General features: G+C 61.6%; 18 protein-coding genes and 1 tRNA gene. 4 read left to right on the top strand and 15 right to left on the bottom strand.

All coding sequences use genetic code 11. The annotated features are described in order from the left end of the window. Positions 1-5: 5 nt before the first annotated feature. Both GSQ77_RS11885 and GSQ77_RS11880 read right to left on the bottom strand, forming a co-directional pair. Positions 6-1,391, bottom strand: coding sequence for an MFS transporter (locus GSQ77_RS11885; protein ID WP_158902200.1), 1,386 nt, complete (start codon positions 1,389-1,391; stop codon positions 6-8). Next, positions 1,388-2,596 (bottom strand): M20 aminoacylase family protein, encoded by a 1,209-nt coding sequence (locus tag GSQ77_RS11880; protein WP_158902198.1) that lies wholly within the window; start codon positions 2,594-2,596, stop codon positions 1,388-1,390. Before GSQ77_RS11880 ends, GSQ77_RS11885 begins: the two co-directional genes overlap by 4 nt. 142 nt (positions 2,597-2,738) lie before the next feature. On the opposite strand from GSQ77_RS11880, the gene GSQ77_RS29780 reads away from it, so the two are divergent. The 3 genes from GSQ77_RS29780 to GSQ77_RS11870 all read left to right on the top strand — a co-directional run bounded on the left by GSQ77_RS29780 (position 2,739) and on the right by GSQ77_RS11870 (position 6,062). Further along, positions 2,739-2,861, top strand: coding sequence for a hypothetical protein (locus GSQ77_RS29780; protein WP_301951148.1), 123 nt, complete (start codon positions 2,739-2,741; stop codon positions 2,859-2,861). Further along, positions 2,858-4,231 (top strand): CoA transferase, encoded by a 1,374-nt coding sequence (locus tag GSQ77_RS11875; RefSeq protein ID WP_158902196.1) that lies wholly within the window; start codon positions 2,858-2,860, stop codon positions 4,229-4,231. The genes GSQ77_RS29780 and GSQ77_RS11875 overlap by 4 nt, the downstream gene beginning before the upstream one ends. Before the next feature lie 421 nt (positions 4,232-4,652). Continuing rightward, positions 4,653-6,062, top strand: a complete 1,410-nt coding sequence (locus GSQ77_RS11870) for a sensor domain-containing diguanylate cyclase (protein ID WP_254067611.1) — start codon at positions 4,653-4,655, stop codon at positions 6,060-6,062. A gap of 39 nt (positions 6,063-6,101) precedes the next feature. Here GSQ77_RS11870 and GSQ77_RS11865 read toward each other — a convergent pair. Next, positions 6,102-6,178 (bottom strand) — tRNA-Met (locus tag GSQ77_RS11865). A 210-nt stretch (positions 6,179-6,388) separates the two neighbouring features. Between GSQ77_RS11865 and GSQ77_RS11860 the strand changes: the two genes are divergently transcribed. Next, a complete protein-coding gene (locus GSQ77_RS11860) occupies positions 6,389-7,024 on the top strand; it encodes a TetR/AcrR family transcriptional regulator (RefSeq protein WP_158902192.1) in 636 nt (211 codons plus the stop codon). Here the strand turns inward: GSQ77_RS11860 and GSQ77_RS11855 are convergent. The 12 genes from GSQ77_RS11855 to leuB all read right to left on the bottom strand — a co-directional run bounded on the left by GSQ77_RS11855 (position 7,003) and on the right by leuB (position 19,301). Beyond that, positions 7,003-7,923 (bottom strand): ketopantoate reductase family protein, encoded by a 921-nt coding sequence (locus GSQ77_RS11855; RefSeq protein ID WP_158902190.1) that lies wholly within the window; start codon positions 7,921-7,923, stop codon positions 7,003-7,005. The two genes, GSQ77_RS11860 and GSQ77_RS11855, sit on opposite strands and share 22 nt — an antisense overlap. A gap of 281 nt (positions 7,924-8,204) precedes the next feature. Beyond that, complete coding sequence (locus GSQ77_RS11850; protein WP_158902188.1) at positions 8,205-9,245, bottom strand: amidohydrolase; 1,041 nt, start codon at positions 9,243-9,245, stop codon at positions 8,205-8,207. A 135-nt stretch (positions 9,246-9,380) separates the two neighbouring features. Then, positions 9,381-10,151: a 4-hydroxy-2-oxoheptanedioate aldolase gene (gene hpaI, locus GSQ77_RS11845; RefSeq protein ID WP_158902186.1), complete on the bottom strand. Its 771-nt coding sequence runs from the start codon at positions 10,149-10,151 to the stop codon at positions 9,381-9,383. A 61-nt stretch (positions 10,152-10,212) separates the two neighbouring features. Beyond that, positions 10,213-11,253, bottom strand: a complete 1,041-nt coding sequence (locus tag GSQ77_RS11840) for an ABC transporter substrate-binding protein (RefSeq protein ID WP_158902184.1) — start codon at positions 11,251-11,253, stop codon at positions 10,213-10,215. Between the two features lie 97 nt (positions 11,254-11,350). Further along, positions 11,351-12,394 (bottom strand): amidohydrolase, encoded by a 1,044-nt coding sequence (locus GSQ77_RS11835; protein WP_158902182.1) that lies wholly within the window; start codon positions 12,392-12,394, stop codon positions 11,351-11,353. 52 nt (positions 12,395-12,446) lie between these two features. After that, positions 12,447-13,220 carry an aldolase/citrate lyase family protein gene (locus GSQ77_RS11830; RefSeq protein ID WP_158902180.1) on the bottom strand — a complete coding sequence of 258 codons (774 nt, stop codon included), beginning with the start codon at positions 13,218-13,220 and terminating at the stop codon, positions 12,447-12,449. Positions 13,221-13,325: 105 nt separating this feature from the next. Next, complete coding sequence (locus tag GSQ77_RS11825; RefSeq protein ID WP_158902178.1) at positions 13,326-14,348, bottom strand: ABC transporter substrate-binding protein; 1,023 nt, start codon at positions 14,346-14,348, stop codon at positions 13,326-13,328. Between the two features lie 59 nt (positions 14,349-14,407). Next, positions 14,408-15,013, bottom strand: coding sequence for a 3-isopropylmalate dehydratase small subunit (leuD, locus tag GSQ77_RS11820; RefSeq protein WP_158902177.1), 606 nt, complete (start codon positions 15,011-15,013; stop codon positions 14,408-14,410). 10 nt (positions 15,014-15,023) lie between these two features. After that, positions 15,024-16,436 (bottom strand): 3-isopropylmalate dehydratase large subunit, encoded by a 1,413-nt coding sequence (leuC, locus tag GSQ77_RS11815; RefSeq protein WP_158902176.1) that lies wholly within the window; start codon positions 16,434-16,436, stop codon positions 15,024-15,026. Between the two features lie 21 nt (positions 16,437-16,457). Beyond that, complete coding sequence (locus tag GSQ77_RS11810; protein WP_254067610.1) at positions 16,458-17,198, bottom strand: ABC transporter permease; 741 nt, start codon at positions 17,196-17,198, stop codon at positions 16,458-16,460. Positions 17,199-17,328: 130 nt separating this feature from the next. Then, entirely contained in the window at positions 17,329-18,174 is an 846-nt protein-coding gene (locus GSQ77_RS11805; RefSeq protein ID WP_158902981.1) for an ABC transporter ATP-binding protein, read from the bottom strand. A gap of 56 nt (positions 18,175-18,230) precedes the next feature. Beyond that, entirely contained in the window at positions 18,231-19,301 is a 1,071-nt protein-coding gene (gene leuB / locus GSQ77_RS11800; RefSeq protein WP_158902172.1) for a 3-isopropylmalate dehydrogenase, read from the bottom strand. Positions 19,302-19,382: the final 81 nt, after the last annotated feature.

Below are 19,382 nucleotides of genomic sequence, written 5' to 3'. Positions count from 1 at the left end.
CCCGTTCAATCGAGCGCTTTACCCGCTGTCTCCTGCAGTTGGCCGACGGCAATCAGCGACAGCAAAATGCAGCCGCCCACGTACCATGCCGGCGCCAGGTTGTTGCCCGTCACCTTGATCAACCACGTGGCCACCAATTGCGCCGTACCGCCGAAGATCGTGACGCTGAGCGCGTAGGCTACCGATATCCCGGTGGCTCGCACCTGCTTCGGGAACGACTCCGACATCAGCGCGAATTGCGGCGCCGAGCCCATCGAATAAAACACCATCATCAAAGCCGTGAACGGCATGATGACCCCCAGCGACGGAAAGGCGTTGAATAGCCAGAAGGCCGGATACAGCATCACCACCAGGGTCAACCGACCGATGAAGATCGGCAACTTGCGACGCCCTAGCCGGTCCGACCACCAGCCAAACAGCGGACACATGATCAGCAGCGTCAAGCCCGAGGCCACGCCTATCCACATAGACAACTTCTGCGGCAAGCCTAGCGTATGGATCGCGTAAGTCGGCATATAGAAGGTCAGGATGTAGGTCGACACCGTGCCCCCCATGACCGCCAGCGTAATCAGCAGCATGGTTTTCTTGTGATGCCGCAGCAACTCTCCCAGCACATTCCCCCCGAACGCAGCGTGGTGTTGCGTGAGAGCGTCGTCGGGCAGCGAGCGGCGCAGATATACGCCGACCGGCGCGATCAGGAAACCCATCAGGAACGGAATGCGCCAGCCCCACGAGTTCATCGCATCGGCCGGCAACAGCGTGGCCAGCGTGGCAGCAGTACCGGAGCCCAGCAACGCGGCACCGCCTTGGCTTGCGAGCTGCCAACTGGCGCGAAAACCCCGGTTTCGAGCCGATCCTCGTTCCACCAACGTGGTCGTCGCCGCACCGAACTCGCCGCCTTGTGAAAAGCCTTGCAGCAGGCGCGCAAGCACGATGATCACGGGCGCCGCTACGCCGATCTGAGCGTAGGTGGGCGTGAGCGAAATCGCGACCGTGCTGAACGCCATCAAAAGTATAGTCAGGTTCAGCCCTGCTTTGCGTCCTCGGCGATCGGCGTAAATGCCGAGCACAACGCTGCCGATCGGCCGGGTGAAGAAGCCGACTGCGAAGGTCCCCACCGACAGCAGCAGCGAAGTGGTCGGATCGCTGGATGGAAAATACAACTTGCCTATGGTGACGGCGAAAAAACCATAGACCGTGAAGTCGAAGAATTCCAGCCAGTTGCCGATGACCGCCGCGGCGATCGCGGCCTTGCTGGTTGCCTCGGTGGCCCCGGTGGCCCCGCCGCCGGCTTCGCCGCTTGCTGCCCCGCCTGTGCATCGATCCGCCGGCACCGCGCCAGCAGACGAGGCGCCAACGGGATCAGCCACGAGTGCGCGCTCGTTACTCATTTACCCTGCCCCGGCGCTTGCTCGAGAAAGCGCTCCACCAGGCGTGCCCAGAAGGCGGCTCCGATCGGAAGGTTGTGGTCGTTGAAGTCGTAGCCTGCGTTGTGCACCATGCAGGCGTCTTCACCTTCGCCGTTGCCGATGCGCAGGAAGCATCCGGGACGCTCATGCAGCATGTAGGCAAAATCCTCGCTGCCCATTAGCAGGCCGGTATGCGGCACCACCTTGTCCTCTCCGACCAGTTCCTGCGCAACCTTGATGGCGAACTCGGTTTCCGCATCGCTGTTGACGACCACCGGATAGCCCATGATGTAGTCGATCTCGGCGCTCGCGCCATAGCTCTGCGCCTGCGCATGCACGAGCTCGGTGATGCGTTGCTGCAGTTGTTCGCGTACCTGCTGGCTGAACGAACGCACGCTCAGTTCAAGCTTGGCGGTATTCGGAATCACGTTATTCGCCGTGCCGGCCTGCAATACGCCGACCGTCACCACGGCGGGCTCCGTCGGGTCGATGTTACGTGCCACGACGGTCTGCAACGCCATCACGATGCTCGATGCCACCACCACCGGGTCGACTGTCAGGTGCGGGCGCGCCGCATGACCGCCCACACCCTTGACGGTGATGCGCACCTTGTCGCCGGCCGACATGAACGGGCCGGTGCGAAACAGGAATGTGCCCGGCGCCGCGCCCGGGTGGTTGTGCACGCCAAACACCGCATCGCAGGGAAAGCGCTCGAACAAACCGTCCTTGATCATGCTCATCGCGCCGCTCTTCACGCCATGCTCCTCGGCGGGCTGAAAATACAAGTGCACCGTGCCCGAGAAATTGCGCGTGCGAGCCAGATATTGGGCCGCGCCCAACAGCATGGTGGTGTGGCCGTCGTGGCCACAGGCGTGCATTTTTCCGTGCTTCTGGCTGGCGTACGGCAAGCCGGTTTCTTCGAGTATCGGCAGCGCATCCATGTCGGCGCGTATGCCGATGCTGCGCTGGCCGTCGCCCACCTTGAGCGTTGCCACCACACCGGTCTGGCCGACACCCGTGGTGACCGTAAAACCCCAGTCGGTCAATTTCTTGGCGACCAGTGCACCCGTTTCGATTTCTTCGTAGGCGAGTTCGGGGTTTTGGTGGATCTGATGCCGTATCTCGCGCAAGCCCGCGGCGGACTCGGTAAGGTCGCTGACTTCACAATAGTGCTGGGCTTCGGTCATATAGGTCAAATCTTCCTGGTTGTATATAGAGGTGATATTGCGTGGCTAGCGTAGCTACCCAGAATATAGAGATTGCTGCGTCGCTTGAGAAGATGTAATTTATTTGGAGGTGATTACATTTATTTATCTCGGGGTTACCCTTATGAAATTGCAGCAGTTGCAGAGGTTTGTGATGGTCGCCCAAGAGAAAAGCCTGCGCGATGGACCGGTCGATGTGGTCGATGTTCTCGCCTCGCATGTATTGCCCAACAGGAGGCAAGCATGACCAGCGCTCGTAAATGGACCACTGCGGCCTGGACCGCAATCGGCGGCGACTCGACTTTGCTCGACACCCTTGTGTTCCGTGGCGAAGGCTGCTTGCCCTCAGCCTATGCCGTAACCGATTTTGCCAGCGCAGCCATCGCTACCGCCGCGCTATCGGTTGCCGAATTGCTCGGCCACCGGGGCCAGCGCCCAGAGGTGATCGTCGATCGGCGGTTCGCTTCGTTCTGGTTCGACTGGTCGCTGCGCCCGCTGGGCTGGAGCAGGCCGCCCGAACGCGATCCGATTGCCGGCGACTACCGTGCGGCCGATGGCTGGATTCGCGTGCACACCAATGCGCCCCATCACCGCGCCGCCGCCGAACGCGTGCTGGGACCGCAAACCGACCACGAGACCATGGCGTACGCCATCGCGCCATGGGCGAAACAGGATCTGGAAAACGCCATCGTGCAAGCCGGCGGTTGCGCGGCCGAGATGCGCTCAAGCGACGAATGGGCGCGTCATCCGCAAGGCATGGCAGTGGCAGCCGAACCGCTAGTGCATATCGCCGCTGCGGGGGCTGCACCCGAGCTCAAGCTGATGTCCAGTGCGCGGCCGTTGGAAGGCTTGCGCATCCTGGACTTGACCCGCGTGCTGGCGGGCCCCGTTGCCACACGCTTTCTGGCCGGATATGGCGCGGAAGTCTTGCGTATCGATTCGCCCACGTGGGATGAACCGGGCGTTGTCCCTGAGGTAACACTGGGCAAGCGTTGTGCTCGGCTGGATCTGCACGACAACCGCGACCGGGCCGTGTTCGAAACGCTGTTATCGCAAGCCGATATTCTGTTGCACGGTTACCGTGCAGACGCGCTGGCGGGGCTCGGCTACGATGCCGTGGCACGTGGCGCGCTGCGCCCCGGCTTGATCGATGTTTCACTGGACGCGTATGGATGGTCCGGTCCCTGGGCCTCGCGCCGCGGATTCGACAGCCTGGTCCAGATGAGCAGCGGCATCGCCGACACCGGCATGCATCGATACCATGCAGACCGCCCAGTGCCATTGCCCGTTCAGGCGCTCGATCACGCCACCGGTTATCTTCTCGCGGCAACGGCAATCAAGGCCGTGAGCACGCGCCTGACGCAGGGGTCCGGTACGCAAGCGCGCCTTTCACTTGCCCGCACAGCGAGGTTCCTGGTCGATGGCGACGACGGCTCGGGCGCAATCGAACGCATGCCGTGTGCGCCGGAATCGGCCGACGACCTTGCGCCGGATGTGGAAGCCACGAGCTGGGGTGCGGCGCGACGGGTCCTGCCACCGGTCATTGTCGCGGGCGCGCCCATGAGTTGGCGCTATCCCGCGAACCCACTCGGTTCGAGCACGGCAAGCTGGCCTTGAAAGCGCTGACCGAGAATCACTCCTCGTTTCATATTCTGAATATTAATTTGCATACCTATATAATAAAAACAAAAATAAATGCGACGATCTGAAACCGATCTCCAAAAGCGATTTTTATAAAACCACAAAATACAGGTTGTACCCCTATTCCGGTTTGTCAGATTTACCCTCGGCGGGTTACGATACCGCACCAACACGCCGCGTCGCTGATTCAGCTCCGGAGATCAATTTATGAGAAAAGCAGCGCTCGTTATCATCGGGCCCGCGAATAGGGGACAGCATCGATCCGCGCACGACCTGCTCGCCTCCCAACGGGGCGCCTATGACCTGGGGTAGGTTCAAGATGAGGTGGCCGAGGTGGTCCACACAGGCCAACGCGTCGCACGTCGCAATCGCAGGAGCGAGCTTGGCGATCATCGCGATGTTCTTGATCTGCGCAGTGCAACTCTACGACAGCCGCAAGGACGCGCTGGAACGTTCGACTGAAGCGTCTCGCAACACCTTGATCGTCGTCCAGCGCGATATATCGCGCAACATCGAGCTCTATGACCTGTCGCTGCTTGCTGTCCTAGCGGGTCTGAAGCGTCCGGAGGTCATGTCGCTGCCGCTGGATTTGCGGCGCGGATACCTGTTCGATACGTCAATCACCGCTGAGTACCTGGGCGCTGTCTACGTCGTGGACGCCAAGGGAAATGTCGTGACGGATTCGCGCTTCCCCAGCCCGCCGTCAGCGAATTTCGCGGACCGGGACTATTTCACGGTTCATCGAGACAATCGGAACGTCGGGCTTTATATCAGCCGTCCATTCGCCTCCCGAGTCAGGGCGGGAGAACCGAGCATCGGACTCACGCGCCGCATCGACAATCCCGACGGTTCCTTTGGCGGGGTCGTCCTGCTCACGATAAGGCTTGAGTACTTCCGCCAATTGCTATCGGGCCTCACCCTTGGCGCACACGGCACCATGGCGCTGATCCGCACGGACGGGACATTGATGATGCGTGCACCGTACCGTGCCGAGCTGATCGGACGAGATTTGCGCGGCACCGGTCCGTTTACGAAGATGTCGCAAAGTTCGGACGGCACTTTTTCCGACGTGGCGTCGATCGATGGCGTGCGCCGCTACTACCAGTTCACGCATCTTCCCGGTTTGCCGCTCATCATGGAAACCGCACCGGCCGAGGAGGATATTTTCGCGGACTGGCGGCAGCGAGCCACATGGATACTCTGCGCCACCGCCACATTCGGCGCAGCGTTTATCTGGCTTTCAGTTCTATTCGCTCTCGCGCTGACGAAAAAGGCGCGCCTGGAGTCCGAGCTGATGATGCTGGCACGCACCGACAGCCTCACGGGCTTGTACAACCGGCGCACGCTGGACGAGACGCTTGAGCGCGAGTGGCGCCTGGCTACACGCAGCGGGCGGCCGCTGTCCATCCTGTTCGTCGACATCGACCATTTCAAGCAGTACAACGACCGGTATGGGCATCAGGCGGGGGATGACGCGCTCGCGGCTGTCGCGCGTTGTATCGCCGATCACATCCGGCGAACCGGCGACACTGCGGCCCGATACGGCGGCGAAGAGTTCGTGGTGGCAATGCCGGAGACCGACCGCGTGGGCGCTACCGCGGTTGCGGAAATCATACGGCAAGCGGTCGGCAATATGAATTTCCAACCGGAGTTCGACGATCGAAGGGTCACGGTCAGCATCGGTGTCGCAACGTGGGAAACCAAGAGCAGCAGTACGATCGCGGCAGTCATCAAGGCCGCCGACGAAGCGCTCTACAACGCTAAAGCGGCAGGTCGCAATCGGGTGTTTTGGGGAGCGCCTTCATGAAGCGAAACGCCCGTGATTGATGCACGGGCGTTTGCGTGTTGGTTGCGGGGATAGGATTTGAACCTATGACCTTCGGGTTATGAGCCCGACGAGCTGCCAGACTGCTCCACCCCGCGAACGGAGTGTATTCGCTTAAGCGATTCAGAGCAACCTAAAAATCCACGATGAAACAAATGCGCGCGATTGTGCCCAGATGCGCAAGTGTTCTGAATAATTTGACTCATTCGGCCAGATCGGGGCCAAATATGGAACGATCGCTTTAGAATAGGCTAGGCGAACCACGACGGCAACATTGGGTTGCTTCATCAAAGGGAGGCATGACGCGAATGGCACGGCCGAGAGAATTCGATGAAACCGCGGTGCTCGATGTCGCCACTCAGTGTTTTTGGAATCGCGGATACGAGGCCACCTCCGTGCGCGATCTGGCCGAAAACATGGGCATGACCGGCGCAAGCCTATACAACGCGTTCGGCGACAAGCGTTCGCTATACCGGCGCGTGCTCGATCACTATGTCCAAAGTAGTTTCGGCGACCGCGTTGAACGCTTCGAAGGAAACCTGCCTCCGCGCGCAGCGATAGACGCCTTTTTCGAGGAAATCGTGGAAGCCTCGTTGGGCGACAAGCAACGCAAAGGCTGCATGCTGGTGAACTCCGCGCTAGAGCTTGCACCGCACGACCTCGACTTCCAGCGTGCGATCGCCAAGGTGCTGGTTCGTGTGGAGGCGTTCTTCTGCCGTTGCGTGTTGGCGGGTCAGCGTGCCGGCACTATCTCGAGCGCGCAGAGCGCCGCAGATCTCGCGCGGCTTTTGTTGGGCGTGCTGCTGGCACTTCGGGTGCTGGCGCGCGTGCGCCCTGAGCGGGTCTTATTGGAAGGACTGTTAAGACCCGTCACGGCGCTGCTCGGCACGCCCGCTGCGAAGAAAAGGCGGACGAGTGCGATTCAGCGCTTGCCCGGTGCGTAAATCGCGAGGATGTCCGAGATCGCTTGATTGAACGGGGTCGCTATACCCAGTGACTGACCGAACTCGGCAACACCGCCGCTAAGCCAGGGCAGTTCCAAACGGTTGCCACGCTCCAGATCGTGGGCCATGGACGCGGTCATGGTTGCCGGCAAGGTATCGCAGAATGCGAGCCGATTCTCGGCAAAGTCGGCCGCAAGCGGAACGCCCTTGGCCCGCCCAATCTCCACCACCTCACGCATCACGTTCAACAAGAACGCACGTGTCTGCGGGTTTTCGCGTATTTCGCCGATCGGTCGGCGAATCGTCGCGGTCGTGCCCGAGAGCCCGACCAGGAACACAAATTTTTCCCAGATCACGCGTTCGATCGCGTCGCTGACTTGCGCATCGATGCCCCCCTTCTGGCACGCTTCGAACAGCGCTTGTACCCGCGCGGATTTCGTACCGTCGTACTCGCCGAAGGTCAGGCCCTGCATTTGGCCGCTGTGGGTGACGACCCCGGGCTCGCTGATCACCGCTGCGATATAACCGACACCGCCGATGAGGGATTTGGCGGGCAGATGCTTGCGCAATATTTCGTCTTTGTGCACGCCGTTCTGGAACGAAACAATGGCTGCGCCCTGATCGACCAGGGGCTTGAGCGTCGGCGCCACTTTTTCCGTGTCCCACAGCTTCACGGCCACGATCACCAGGTCGACCGCGCCAACCTTGGCGATGTCGTCGACAACATTGGCGTTCTGCAGATGCATGTCGCCGCGTGGGCTGATAACCCGCAGGCCATTTTTACGGATTGCCTCAAGATGTGCGCCACGCGCCACAAACGTGACGTCGGAGCCCGAAGCGGCAAGCCGTCCGCCAAAGTAGCCACCCACGCCGCCGGTACCTAATACTGCGATTTTCATCAGTGTCTCCAAGACTACGTTAGATCATTTCTATGTGCCGACCTGCGACGCGTTTCGACAGCATCCTGAGATGTCGTCGATGTCGGTTTGTACCCCGTCTTGCATCATCGTCGTCATCATATTACTTTTAGATCGATCGATTTAGAATATACCACCAACGATGAGCTGACAACCTGACAAGCCGACGCCCCGACGACGCGAGGCTTGTGACTGGTGCCGCCCGAGGCATAGCACGAGCGCGGGACACTACGCCCTCGCCGCTTCGTCTCAGTGATCTAGTATCAGTCGGCGGCCGTAGCGATACGGTATACGCGCTCGGCGGTACCGCTGAACAGTGCCGTCTTCTCGGCGGCAGAGGCACCGGCCGCCAAACGCTTGAACGCATTCCACAGCACGTGATAACTGAACATGCCTTTGTCGACCGGGAAATTGCTCTCGAACATGCAACGGTGCACGCCGAACAGGTCGACGCAAACATCGAAGTAGGTGCGCCATGCATCGGCGAGTTGCTGCGAAGCCGGCGGATTGGCCCCCTGCTCGAAGCCAAAACCTAACACCGGCATGCCGCCGCCGCCAAGCTTAACGAGCGTATTAGGCAAGCTCGCCAGGCGCGCCATCCCAGCTCGCCACTCGACCAGCATCTCTGAATGCTGCGCGGCATAGGGCCCGACTCCGATCGGGCCGCCAAAATGGTCGACGATGACCGGCACTTGCGGATGCGCCCGTGCCAACTCATAGATTTCATCTAACTGCGTGTGATAAGCCCAGATATCGAGCGCGAGTTCAAACCGCGCAAGCGCCGCAACTCCACGACGAAACGCGGCGTCAGCGAGCAAACCCCGTGGTGGAGACATCGTGCTCGAACGTACTGCCGGGTGCTCGTGCCAAACCACGGCATTGCGTATGCCGCGCAAGCGCGCGCCCGCCGTGGCCGCCATCGCCTCCAGTACAGGCATCACGCCATCGCCCAGCGTGAGATCGGCGCCGGCGACGATCGCCGTGCATACGCGCGCAGGCCCATACAATCCGCTCGCACCGAACGCCGCGGCGCCATTGGCAAACTCGACTTCGCCCACGGGCGCCATTTCGGGCGGACCGTCGGCACGCAGCATCGCGCGATTCTGGATGAACACGGTGGCGCACACATTGTGCCCGCTGTTGACATCGTCAAACAGGTCGTGCACCAGGTACCGGCTGCCCTGCCGCTCCCACAGGTGATGGTGGGCATCCACGATGCGCAGCGACGGCTCGATAATCTCCTCACGACGTAGCGCAAGCCATTCGGGCCGCACGGGACAATGGGGCATGGTGACGATGTGCATGACGCGTTCCCTTAGAACGTTTTGAAGCTGGAGGCTTTGAAGCTGTACTTTTAAATGCTAGCGGCTTTGATGCAAGAGGTTTCAATGCGCACGCAATATCCAGAGCCGCTGGGACGTCGTGTGCGCGGCTTAGGTTTAGCGCGCTTGCGTGAAGCGCGCCGACAATGCCCGCGCGGCTTGCGTCAGTAGCGCGACATCGGCCCCCACGGCGATGAACCGCGCCCCCAGGTCAATGTAGCGCTGTGCTTCGTCAGGGTTCAACGACAGGATACCCGAAGGCTTGCCGGCCGCGGCGATGCGTGCAAGCGCATCAGCGATGGCGGCCTGTACGGTGGGATGCGCAGCATTGCCGATATAGCCCAGCGCCGCCGACAGATCCGAAGGCCCGATAAAGACGCCGTCGACGCCATCCACGCGCGCGATCTCGTCGAGATTTTCCAGGCCCGCGACCGATTCGATCTGCACCAGTAAGCAGGTGCGATCGTTGGCGATGCGCAGGTAGTCAGCCTGCGCGTTAAAACCCGACGCACGCGCCAAACGCGCGCCGACACCGCGGATGCCCTCGGGCGGATAGCGTACCGCGGCCACCAGTTGCCGTGCCTGCTCTGCTGTGTCGACCATCGGCACCAGCAAGGTCTGCGCGCCGATGTCCAGCAGTTGCTTGATCATGTAGGTTTCGCCGGCCGGCGGTCGCACGACGGCGTGCACGGGATGCGCGGCGAGCACCTGCAATTGCCCCAGTATCGAGCGCAGGTCGTTCGGGGAATGTTCACCATCGATCAACACCCAATCGAAACCGGTGTTGGCGCAAATCTCCGCGCTGTAAGGGTTGGCCATGCTGAGCCACAAACCGATCTGCCGGCGGTCGGCCTGTAGTGCTGCCTTGAAGGGATTGTCGGTTGCCATGCGTGTGAGTCCTTTGCAATGAAGGCCGCCAAGCGGCCGGGAGTGGGCGGTGCGATGCGCTTTACTTGCGCGCAGCGGCGTTCGCCGCCGCTGCGTCGACGAAGCGGTTCGTGTAGGTTGCTGGAACATCGATGCGGCTCTTCGCCGCGGCGAGGTCTTTGTCGAATCCTGACAACACATTGAGCACAGTGGTCGGCCCACTGGCATCGAAGCGGCCATCGGCCGAGAAAATGGGCCGCGAATTCTTGTAGGCTTCGATGAATAAAGACCGGTTGCCGAGCTGATAAGCCACCGGCAGCGCAGCGGTCACTTGCTCGGGCGTGGCAGTCTGCAGGAATTTTTCGGCGCGCACGATCGCGTTGACGACGGCCTGCACCGTGTGCGGATTCTTCGCGATGAAATCGGCCGTGGTCAGGATCGAGGCCTCCGGATATTCGGCGCTACCCAGTGCCGCGCGAGTGCCCTCGGCCGTGCGCATGTCGGCAACCACCTTGAGATCATGGCTCGAAGTCAGCATCGTGATGACCGGGTCGACGCTGATCAACCCGTCGATTTGCCCCTGGCGAACCGCAGCGGCAGCGCCAGCTTCCGCGCCCACGCCGATCACCGAAAAGCTCTTCAAGTCGACGCCCGCTTTGGATGCGATGTAATCGAGCACCAGGTGATTACTCGAGCCCGGCGACGTCACGCCGAGTTGCATGCCCGCGAGATCTTTCAGCGTGGCATATTTCGCCTGGCCCCTGCGCGAGATACCGAACACATAACCGGGGTAACGCGCCATCAACGCGACAGCCACTACTTTCTGCCCCTTGGCGGCCATCGTCAGCGTATTGGAGTAGGCGCTCGAGCCGAAGTCCGCCGTGCCGCCCAGCATCGACTGCAGCACCTTGGGGCCGCCGGGGAACATGCTGCGTTCTACCTCGAGCCCTTCGTCCTTGAAGTACCCCTGGCTGATCGCGATATCGACCGGCAGATAATCCATCACCGCGCCCACCGTAGCGATGTCGATATGCGTCTTCTCCAGACCCTGCTCAGCGTGGGCCACGGGTAGCCCGATCACGGTCAGCGCCGTCAACCATAGTGCCGCGCATGCTTTTTTCATTGTCTTGTCTCCTGGCCCACGTGCTGTCGCCATGCCCCACGGCATGGTTCAGACTCTTGCCTCTTCGCGTCTCATGCCCCGGCGTTCCCTGCCCTCCTTATGCCTCGGATGTGAGCCGATAGGTTGCCTGCGCAGTGCCGCTGAACAGCGCCGCCTTTTCGTCGGGCGAAGCGCCCTGCGCAATGCGCTTGAAAGCGTTCCACACGACGTGATAGCTGAACATGCCTTTGTCGACAGGGAAATTGCTTTCGAACATGCAGCGCTGGACGCCGAACCATTCGATGCAGTCTTCGACGTACGGACGAATCGCTTGCGCGAGCCGCATCGAATCGGGTGGCACCGGCTCGCGCTCAAAACCGAAACCGAGCACCGGCATGCCGCCGCCGCCCAGCTTTACGCGAGTGTTGGGCAGCGTAGCGAGGCGTTGCATCGCCCGGCGCCAGTCCGTGAGCATGGCATCGCGTGCATGCGCATAAGGGCCGGCGCCGATCGGGCCGCCGAAATGATCGATCACCACGATCACATCGGGGATCGAGCGGGCAAGCTCGTAGAGCTCGTCGAGCTGGGTGTGGTAAGCCCAGGCGTCGAGCGCCAGCCCGAAGCGGGCCAAAGCGGCCGCGCCGCGCCGAAAACCGGCATGACTCATCAGTGCAGCCGGTACGCTTGCGGTAGTGGATGCTACGGCCGGATCCGCGTGCCAAGCAACCGCGTTGCGCATGCCGCACAAGCGCGTGCCAGCGATGCGGATCATGGCTTCCAGCACTGGTATAACGGCATCGCCTGACGACAAGTCGGCACCGCCGACAATGCCATGGCAAATGCGCGTCGGGCCATATTGCGCCGCCGCGCCGATCGCAGCGGCACCATTGGCGAATTCGACTTCGCCCAGCGGCGCCATCGCGGCGGGCCCCCGGGCGCGCAACATCGAACGGCTTTGCACGTATATGGTGGAGCAGATCCGGTGGCCGCTATTCACGTCGTCCAGCAGATCGAGTGGGAAATAGCGATAACCGGCCCGCTCCCATAGATGATGATGCGGGTCGACGATAACCAGATCGGGTTCGAGTATCGCTTCGCGGTGCAGCGCGAGCCACTCGGGACGTATGACATTGTGCGGTGAGCTGGCGGGCGTCACACGCATGCTCCAATGCCGGCGCGTGCCGTAACGCAAACCGCAGGGCCAGCGCTGCGCCTCATTTGCGCGCCCCGATGAATTGCGTCACCAGCGCACGCGCTCCTTGCGCAAGCAGCGCGGCATCGGCGCCCACGGCGATGAACGTCGTGTCGAGGTCGAGAAAACGCTGCGTGTCTTCGCTGCTGAACGCGATGATGCCGGTCGGCTTGCCCGCCGCGGCAATGCGCCGCAGCGCGCCATCGACCGCGGCTTTGACGCTCGGATGCGCGGGGTTCCCGGTGTGACCGAGCGACGCCGCCAGATCGGCGGGACCGACGAACATGCCGTCGATACCCTCGACGGCGGCGATTTCTTCGATATTGTCGAGGGCCTGCGCCGACTCGATCTGGACCAGCAGGCAGACTTCCTGGTTCGCGGTATGGACATAATCGCCCCGATATCCAAAGCTCGATGCGCGCGACATCCGCGCGCCGACGCCACGAATGCCCTGCGGCGGATAACGCACCGCAGCCACCAACTGACGCGCCTGTTCTGCCGTGTCTACCATGGGCACGAGCAACGAGCGCACGCCGATATCGAGCAACTGCTTGATGATGTAGGTTTCACCCACGGGCGGGCGCACCACCGCATGCACGGGATAGCCGGCCAGCGCTTGCAACTGCGCGAGGATGGTACGCAAATCGTTGGGCGCATGTTCGCCGTCGATGAGCACCCAGTCGAACCCCGCGTTGGCGCAAATCTCCGCGGCATAGCTGTTGGCCATGCTCAACCACAGGCCGATCTGCCGTTGACGCGCGGCAATGGCGACTTTGAAAGGATTTCCAGTTTGCATGGTGTCGATGTTCCCGATGAGTTGAACGGAGTTGCGGCGGGTGCGCGCGGCCTTCGGCATGCTCAGTGCCTTATGCCTTATGCCGTATGCCTTATGCGCATTGCCTCAAGGCTGTTTGACCGTAGCCGCATCGACAAATTGGTTCGTAAAGGTGGCCGGCACATCGATCTGGTTTTGCACGGCGGCGATCGACGGATCCGAGCCTGCCAACACCTTGAGTACTGCCTGAGCGCCTTTCAAGTCATAGCGCCCGTCTTCCGAATACACCGTCCGGGTATGCTCGATCGCCTGCAGGTAGAGCGCACGATCGCCGACCTGGTAAGACTTCGGCAACGCGTCCGCGATCTGCGCCGCGCTGGCCGTTTGCAGGAATTTCTCAGCGCGCAGCATCGCGTTGACGACCGCCTGCACGGTATGAGGATTCTTCTTGATGAACTCGGTGGTCGACATCACGGACCCTTCCGGGTAGGTCGCACTGCCGATCGCGGCCATCGTGCCCGGGCCCGTGCGCAGGTCGGCCACGACCTTGAGCTGATTGCTATTGGTCAGCATGGTGATCACCGGGTCGATGCCGACCAGCGCATCCAAGCGCCCATCCTCCACGGCCGCCGCCGCGCCGGCTTGTGCGCCCACGCCGATCACCGAATACGATTTGACATCGACGCCGTTGCGTTGCGCGATTGAATTAAGAATCATGTTGGTGCTCGATCCAGGCGAGGTCACGCCGATATTCATGCCCGCCAAGCTTTGCAGCGATTTGTATTTCGCCTGCCCTGCACGGCTGATACCGAGCACAAAGGCGGGATATTTGATCATCAGCACAAAGGCTTGCAGATGCTGGTGTTTGGCTGCCATCGTCAAGGTGTTCGAGTAGGCGCTCACTACGATGTCGGCGCTACCGCCCAGCAGCGCTTGCATGGTCTGGGGACCACCTGGGTACATACTGCGCTCCACGTCGAGCCCTTCATCCTTGAAATACCCTTTCGCCAAAGCGATCTCGAACGGGTAGTAGGAAATTACCGAGCCCGTGCTCGCGATCGCCAGATGCGTCTTTTCCAGTCCGCCTTGCGCGTACGCGGCGACAATCGACAGCAGACCCATGCAGCATCCCAGCAACCATTTTTTCATTTTATGTCTCCGTATGAATCGGTTTCGACGAGTGCGCGCAGCGCCCCGCCGATGTCTTTTTAAGGTGCTGCAACTTCGCGTCGTTCGTATGCGGCAATCTGGTCGGCGAAGCCCAAGGTATAGCCAATTTCATCGATGCCTTGCAACAGACACTTCTTGTTGAAGGCGTCGATTTCGAAACGGTATCGATGTCGGCAATGATGAGGACCGGCCGTGACCTGTTGGCTTTCGAGATCGACCTGCACCATGCTGCCCGGGGTTTGCCTCAGCAATTCGAGCAGCGCATGCACGGCCTCCTCGGGCAAGACCACCGGTAACACGCCGTTCCTGAAACAGTTGTTATAGAAAATATCGGCGAATCTCGAAGCGATCAATGCACGCACGCCGTAATCGGCCAGCGCCCACACGGCCATCTCGCGCGATGAACCGCAGCCGAAGTTGGGACCCGCTACGAGGATTTTTGCGCCCCGGTATGGCGTCTGATTCAGTACAAATTCCGGGCGCTCGCGTTCGTGGTCATCGAATCGTACGTCATGGAACAGATACTGGCCAAAACCGCCCGCGCGTTGCTTGCGCAGAAACCGTGCCGGGATAATCTGGTCGGTGTTGACATCGGATGCGGGCAGCGGAAGCGCGACAGCCTCCAGACGCAAGAACGGTTGCATGAGCGGATCCCTAGAGATAGTTACGCACGTCGGTCAAGCGTCCAGCGATGGCCGCGGCCGCCGCCATCGCCGGACTCATCAGATGGGTACGCGATTCCGGTCCTTGGCGACCGACGAAATTCCGGTTCGAAGTCGATGCACAGCGCGCGCCGGGGGGCACCGTATCGCCATTGGTCGCCAGGCACATTGAGCAACCCGGTTCGCGCCACTCGAACCCCGCATCCAGGAACACACGATGCAGCCCCTCGGCTTGTGCCGCCGATTTGACCAGGCCGGAACCCGGCACCACCAGCGCGCGTACGTTGGGCGCGATATGGCGCCCCCTGACGACCGCTGCCGCCGAGCGCAGGTCTTCGATCCGGCCATTGGTGCAGGAGCCGATGAAGACATAATCGATCGCCACGCCGTCGAGCGGCTCGTCGGCGACCAGGCCCATGTAGGCGAGCGTGCGTTCGATCACCGCGCGCCGCTCGGCGTTCGCGCCGCGGGCCGGGTCAGGCACACGGGCCGTGATCGGTAGCGCGTCCTCGACGCTGTTGCCCCAGGTGACCATGGGCACGATCGCCTGTGCATCCAGCGCCACTTCCGCATCAAAGCGCGCGTCGGCATCGCTGAACAGCTCGCGCCACTGTTCGAGTAGCGTGCTCCACCGCTCGCCCTTCGGCGTGAAAGGCCGCCCATGAACGTAGGCGAAGGTAGTCTCATCGGGTGCGATGATGCCTGCACGCGCGCCGGCCTCGATCGACAGGTTGCATAGTGTCAGGCGCCCTTCCATCGACATAGCGTGTATCGTCGATCCCGTGTATTCGATCACGTGCCCGGTGGCGCCTGCGGCTCCGATTTGCGCAATCAGCGCAAGCGCGACATCCTTGGCTGTCACGCCATGCCCCAACACGCCATCGATGCGTACACGCATGGTGCGTGGCATGCGCTGCCAGATCGTCTGCGTGGCCAGCACGTGTGCGACGTCCGAGGCGCCGACGCCAAATGCCAGCGCGCCAAGCGCACCGTGCGTCGAGGTATGGCTGTCGCCGCACACGATGGTCATGCCCGGCAAGCTCAAGCCCTGCTCCGGTCCGATCACATGTGTGATGCCGTGGCGCGGGTCGTCCATGCCGAACATCGTGATGCCCTCGCGCTGCGTATTGCGTGCAAGTGAAGTCACCATGTCGAGCCGCTCGGGGCCATCGACCTCGTCGAGTGTGCGCCCGGAGGTCGGAACGTAGTGGTCCGGCGTGGCAAAGGTACGATCGATGCGACGTACCGGCAGGCCCTTAGTGGCGAGCACCTGGAATGGGTTGCGCGAACCCTCGTGGATCAAATTGCGATCGATATACAGCAGGCTCTGGCCCGTGTCGTCGCACACCACTTCGTGCCGGCGCCAGATTTTTTCGAACAAGGTTCGACCGGATGATGCAAGCATGTCGCGTTCCCCTAAGTGCCCTTATGTGCCTATCCGGAGTTTTTCGGATTTCCCTGCGCTGGGCTGCCAGATCAACAAACGACGCTCGACTCGCGTGACCAGCGTGTCCATCGCCAGAGCAAACACCGTCAGCACCACGATGCCGGCAATCACCGCGTTCATGTCGAAGGTGCCTTCGGCCGCCAGGATCAAATAGCCGATGCCGCGTGCCGAGCCCAGGTATTCGCCGACTACCGCGCCGACAAACGCCATCCCCACCGCGTTATGCAGACTCGAAAACACCCAACTGGCGGCCGAAGGCAGGTACACATGGCGCAGCAATTGTTTGCGGCTCGCGCCGAGCATGCGCACATTGGCCAGCACCACCGGACTCACCTCGCGTACGCCCTGGAACACATTGAAAAAGACGATGAAGAAAACCAACGTGGTGCCCAGCGCCACTTTCGACCAGATGCCCAGTCCGAACCAGAGCGCGAAGATCGGTGCAAAGATCACACGCGGCATGGCGTTGGCGGCCTTGATAAACGGATCGAGCAAGCGTGCCAGGAAATCGTTGAGCGAAAGCAGCAATCCGATCACCACCGCAAACGCGGTGCCCACAAGGAACGACAGCAACGTCTCGATCAGCGTGGCCCAAAGGTGCGGGAAAATCTCGCCGGTCTGAAACCAGCGCCAGACCTGCACGAATACCGGCCAAGGGTCGCCGAAGAAAAATACCGGCAGCACGCCAAGGCTCACGAGTGCTTGCCAGAGACCTAGCATCGAGATCAACAGCAGGACGCGCCACAACAGCATCAGGTCGCGCTTGGGCTTCTCGCTCAGAGCGCGAGCGTCGGCGCGCAGCGATGTGGAAGATTTGGACGGCGTGGACGATGCGGCGTCGTCGACCGAATCAGCGTTTGCTCTGTTCATAGCCTTTCAATACCTCGTCTCTTAGAACGTCCCAGATTTGCTTGTGCAACGCGACGAAGCGCTCGCTGTTGCGAATCTCCGAGACCTCGCGCGGCCTCGGAAGGTCGATCTCGAACTCGGCGATCGGCCGCGTGCCGGGGCCCGCCGCGAGAACGATCACGCGGTCGGACAGCGCGATGGCCTCGTCGAGATCGTGCGTGATGAACAGCACCGACTTACGATCCGCCTGCCAGAGTTCCAGCAGTTCCGATTCCATCAATTGGCGTGTCTGGACATCCAGGGCGCTGAACGGTTCGTCCATCAGAATGATCGGCGGGTCGAGAATCAATGCTTGCGCCAGCGCGACGCGTTTGCGCATACCGCCCGACATCTGGTGTGGGAATTTGTGGCCATGCCCGCCCAGCCCGACCCGCACAAGCCACTGCTGCGCTCGCTCGCGGGCCTGCGCGGGCGGCACGCCCTTGAACTGCAAGCCGGCCGAAATATTGTCGATGGCGCGGCGCCAGGGCATCAGCGCTTCGCCCTGGAACAGATAGGTGGCGTGGCGGTTGATATCGGTCACCTCTTCGCCGAACGTGCTCACGCGTCCACCCGAGGGAAGCAGCAACCCGGCGGCCATATTGAGTAAGGTCGACTTGCCGCAGCCAGTCGGGCCGACCACCGAGACAAATTCGCCCGGTGCAACCGAAAACGTGGCGCGATCGACCGCGGTGTAGCGCTGTGCGCCGGCACGCGGAACAAAGGTGCATGTGACGTCTTCGAAGGCGAGCGCCGCGACCGCTGGTGCCGGCACCGCTTGTGACGTAAGACACGCGCTAGCGGACATATCTGTGGACAAACCCGTGGACATCCGCGCGGACATACCTATCGGCGCCGCCACGATTAAGCCAGCACGGCGGCAGCGACCGCGTCGCCCATCTCTCGCGTGCCGACCTGGCGGCAGCCGGCGTCCATGATGTCAGCGGTACGCAGGCCGCGGCCGAGCACGTTGCGCACGGCGTCTTCGATGCGCTGCGCGTCGTCTTCGCGCTTGAGGCTATAGCGCAGCAACATCGCAGCCGACAGGATCGTTGCAAGCGGATTGACGATGTCGCGCCCGGCGATGTCGGGCGCCGAACCGTGTATCGGTTCGTAGAGACCTTTGCCGTCCGGTGCGAGCGACGCCGACGGCAGCATACCGAGCGAGCCGACCAGCATGGCCGCCTCATCCGACAAGATGTCGCCGAACATGTTGCCCGTAACGATCACGTCGAAGCGCGTCGGCGTGCGCATCAACGCCATCGCCGCAGCGTCGATATACAAGTGCGAGAGTTCGACGTCGGGATACTCCGTGCCCACTTCGGTCATCACGTCGCGCCACAACTGCATGGTCTCCAGCACGTTGGCCTTGTCGACCGAGCACACACGGCTCTTGCGTGTGCGGGCGGTCTGAAACGCGACGTGAGCGATGGCGCGCACTTCCGATTCGCGATAACGCATCGTATTGATCGATTCGCGCTCGCCGCTTGCGTTCTGCACAGGACCGCGCGGCTCGCCGAAATAGATATCGCTCGACAACTCACGCAGGATCAGCAGGTCCAGCCCTTCAATCACATGCGGCTTGAGCGTCGAGACGTTGACGAGTTCGGGGAACAGCCGCACCGGGCGCAGATTCGCGTTCAAGCCCAGCACGCGACGCAGTTGCAGCAAACCCGAACGCACCTTGTGCTTGCGCAGCCATTGCTCGTACTCCGGGCCACCCACCGAGCCGAACAAAATGGCGTCGGCGCTACGCGCGAGCGCCAGCGTTTCGTCGGGCAAGGGCTTGCCGGTTGCATTGACTCCGCTCATGCCGATGTAGCCCTGCTCGAACTCGAGGTCGAAACGGTCTTGAGCTACCGCCTTCAGGACCTTGACTGCCTCAGGAACGATTTCAATGCCCACGCCGTCTCCCGGCAGTACCGCTATTTTCATGCATGTCTCCGTTATCGATGCGAACCTTGCATCCGTCTATTTGTGGAGTCGATAATAGGAATCCGGCACGGGCCATGCAAT

The sequence above is a fragment of the Burkholderia sp. L27(2015) genome (genome assembly GCF_009765705.1).
Taxonomy (GTDB): domain Bacteria; phylum Pseudomonadota; class Gammaproteobacteria; order Burkholderiales; family Burkholderiaceae; genus LMUX01.
Note: the sequence above shows the minus strand (reverse complement) of the source record. Positions and strands in the feature narration are given on the sequence as shown.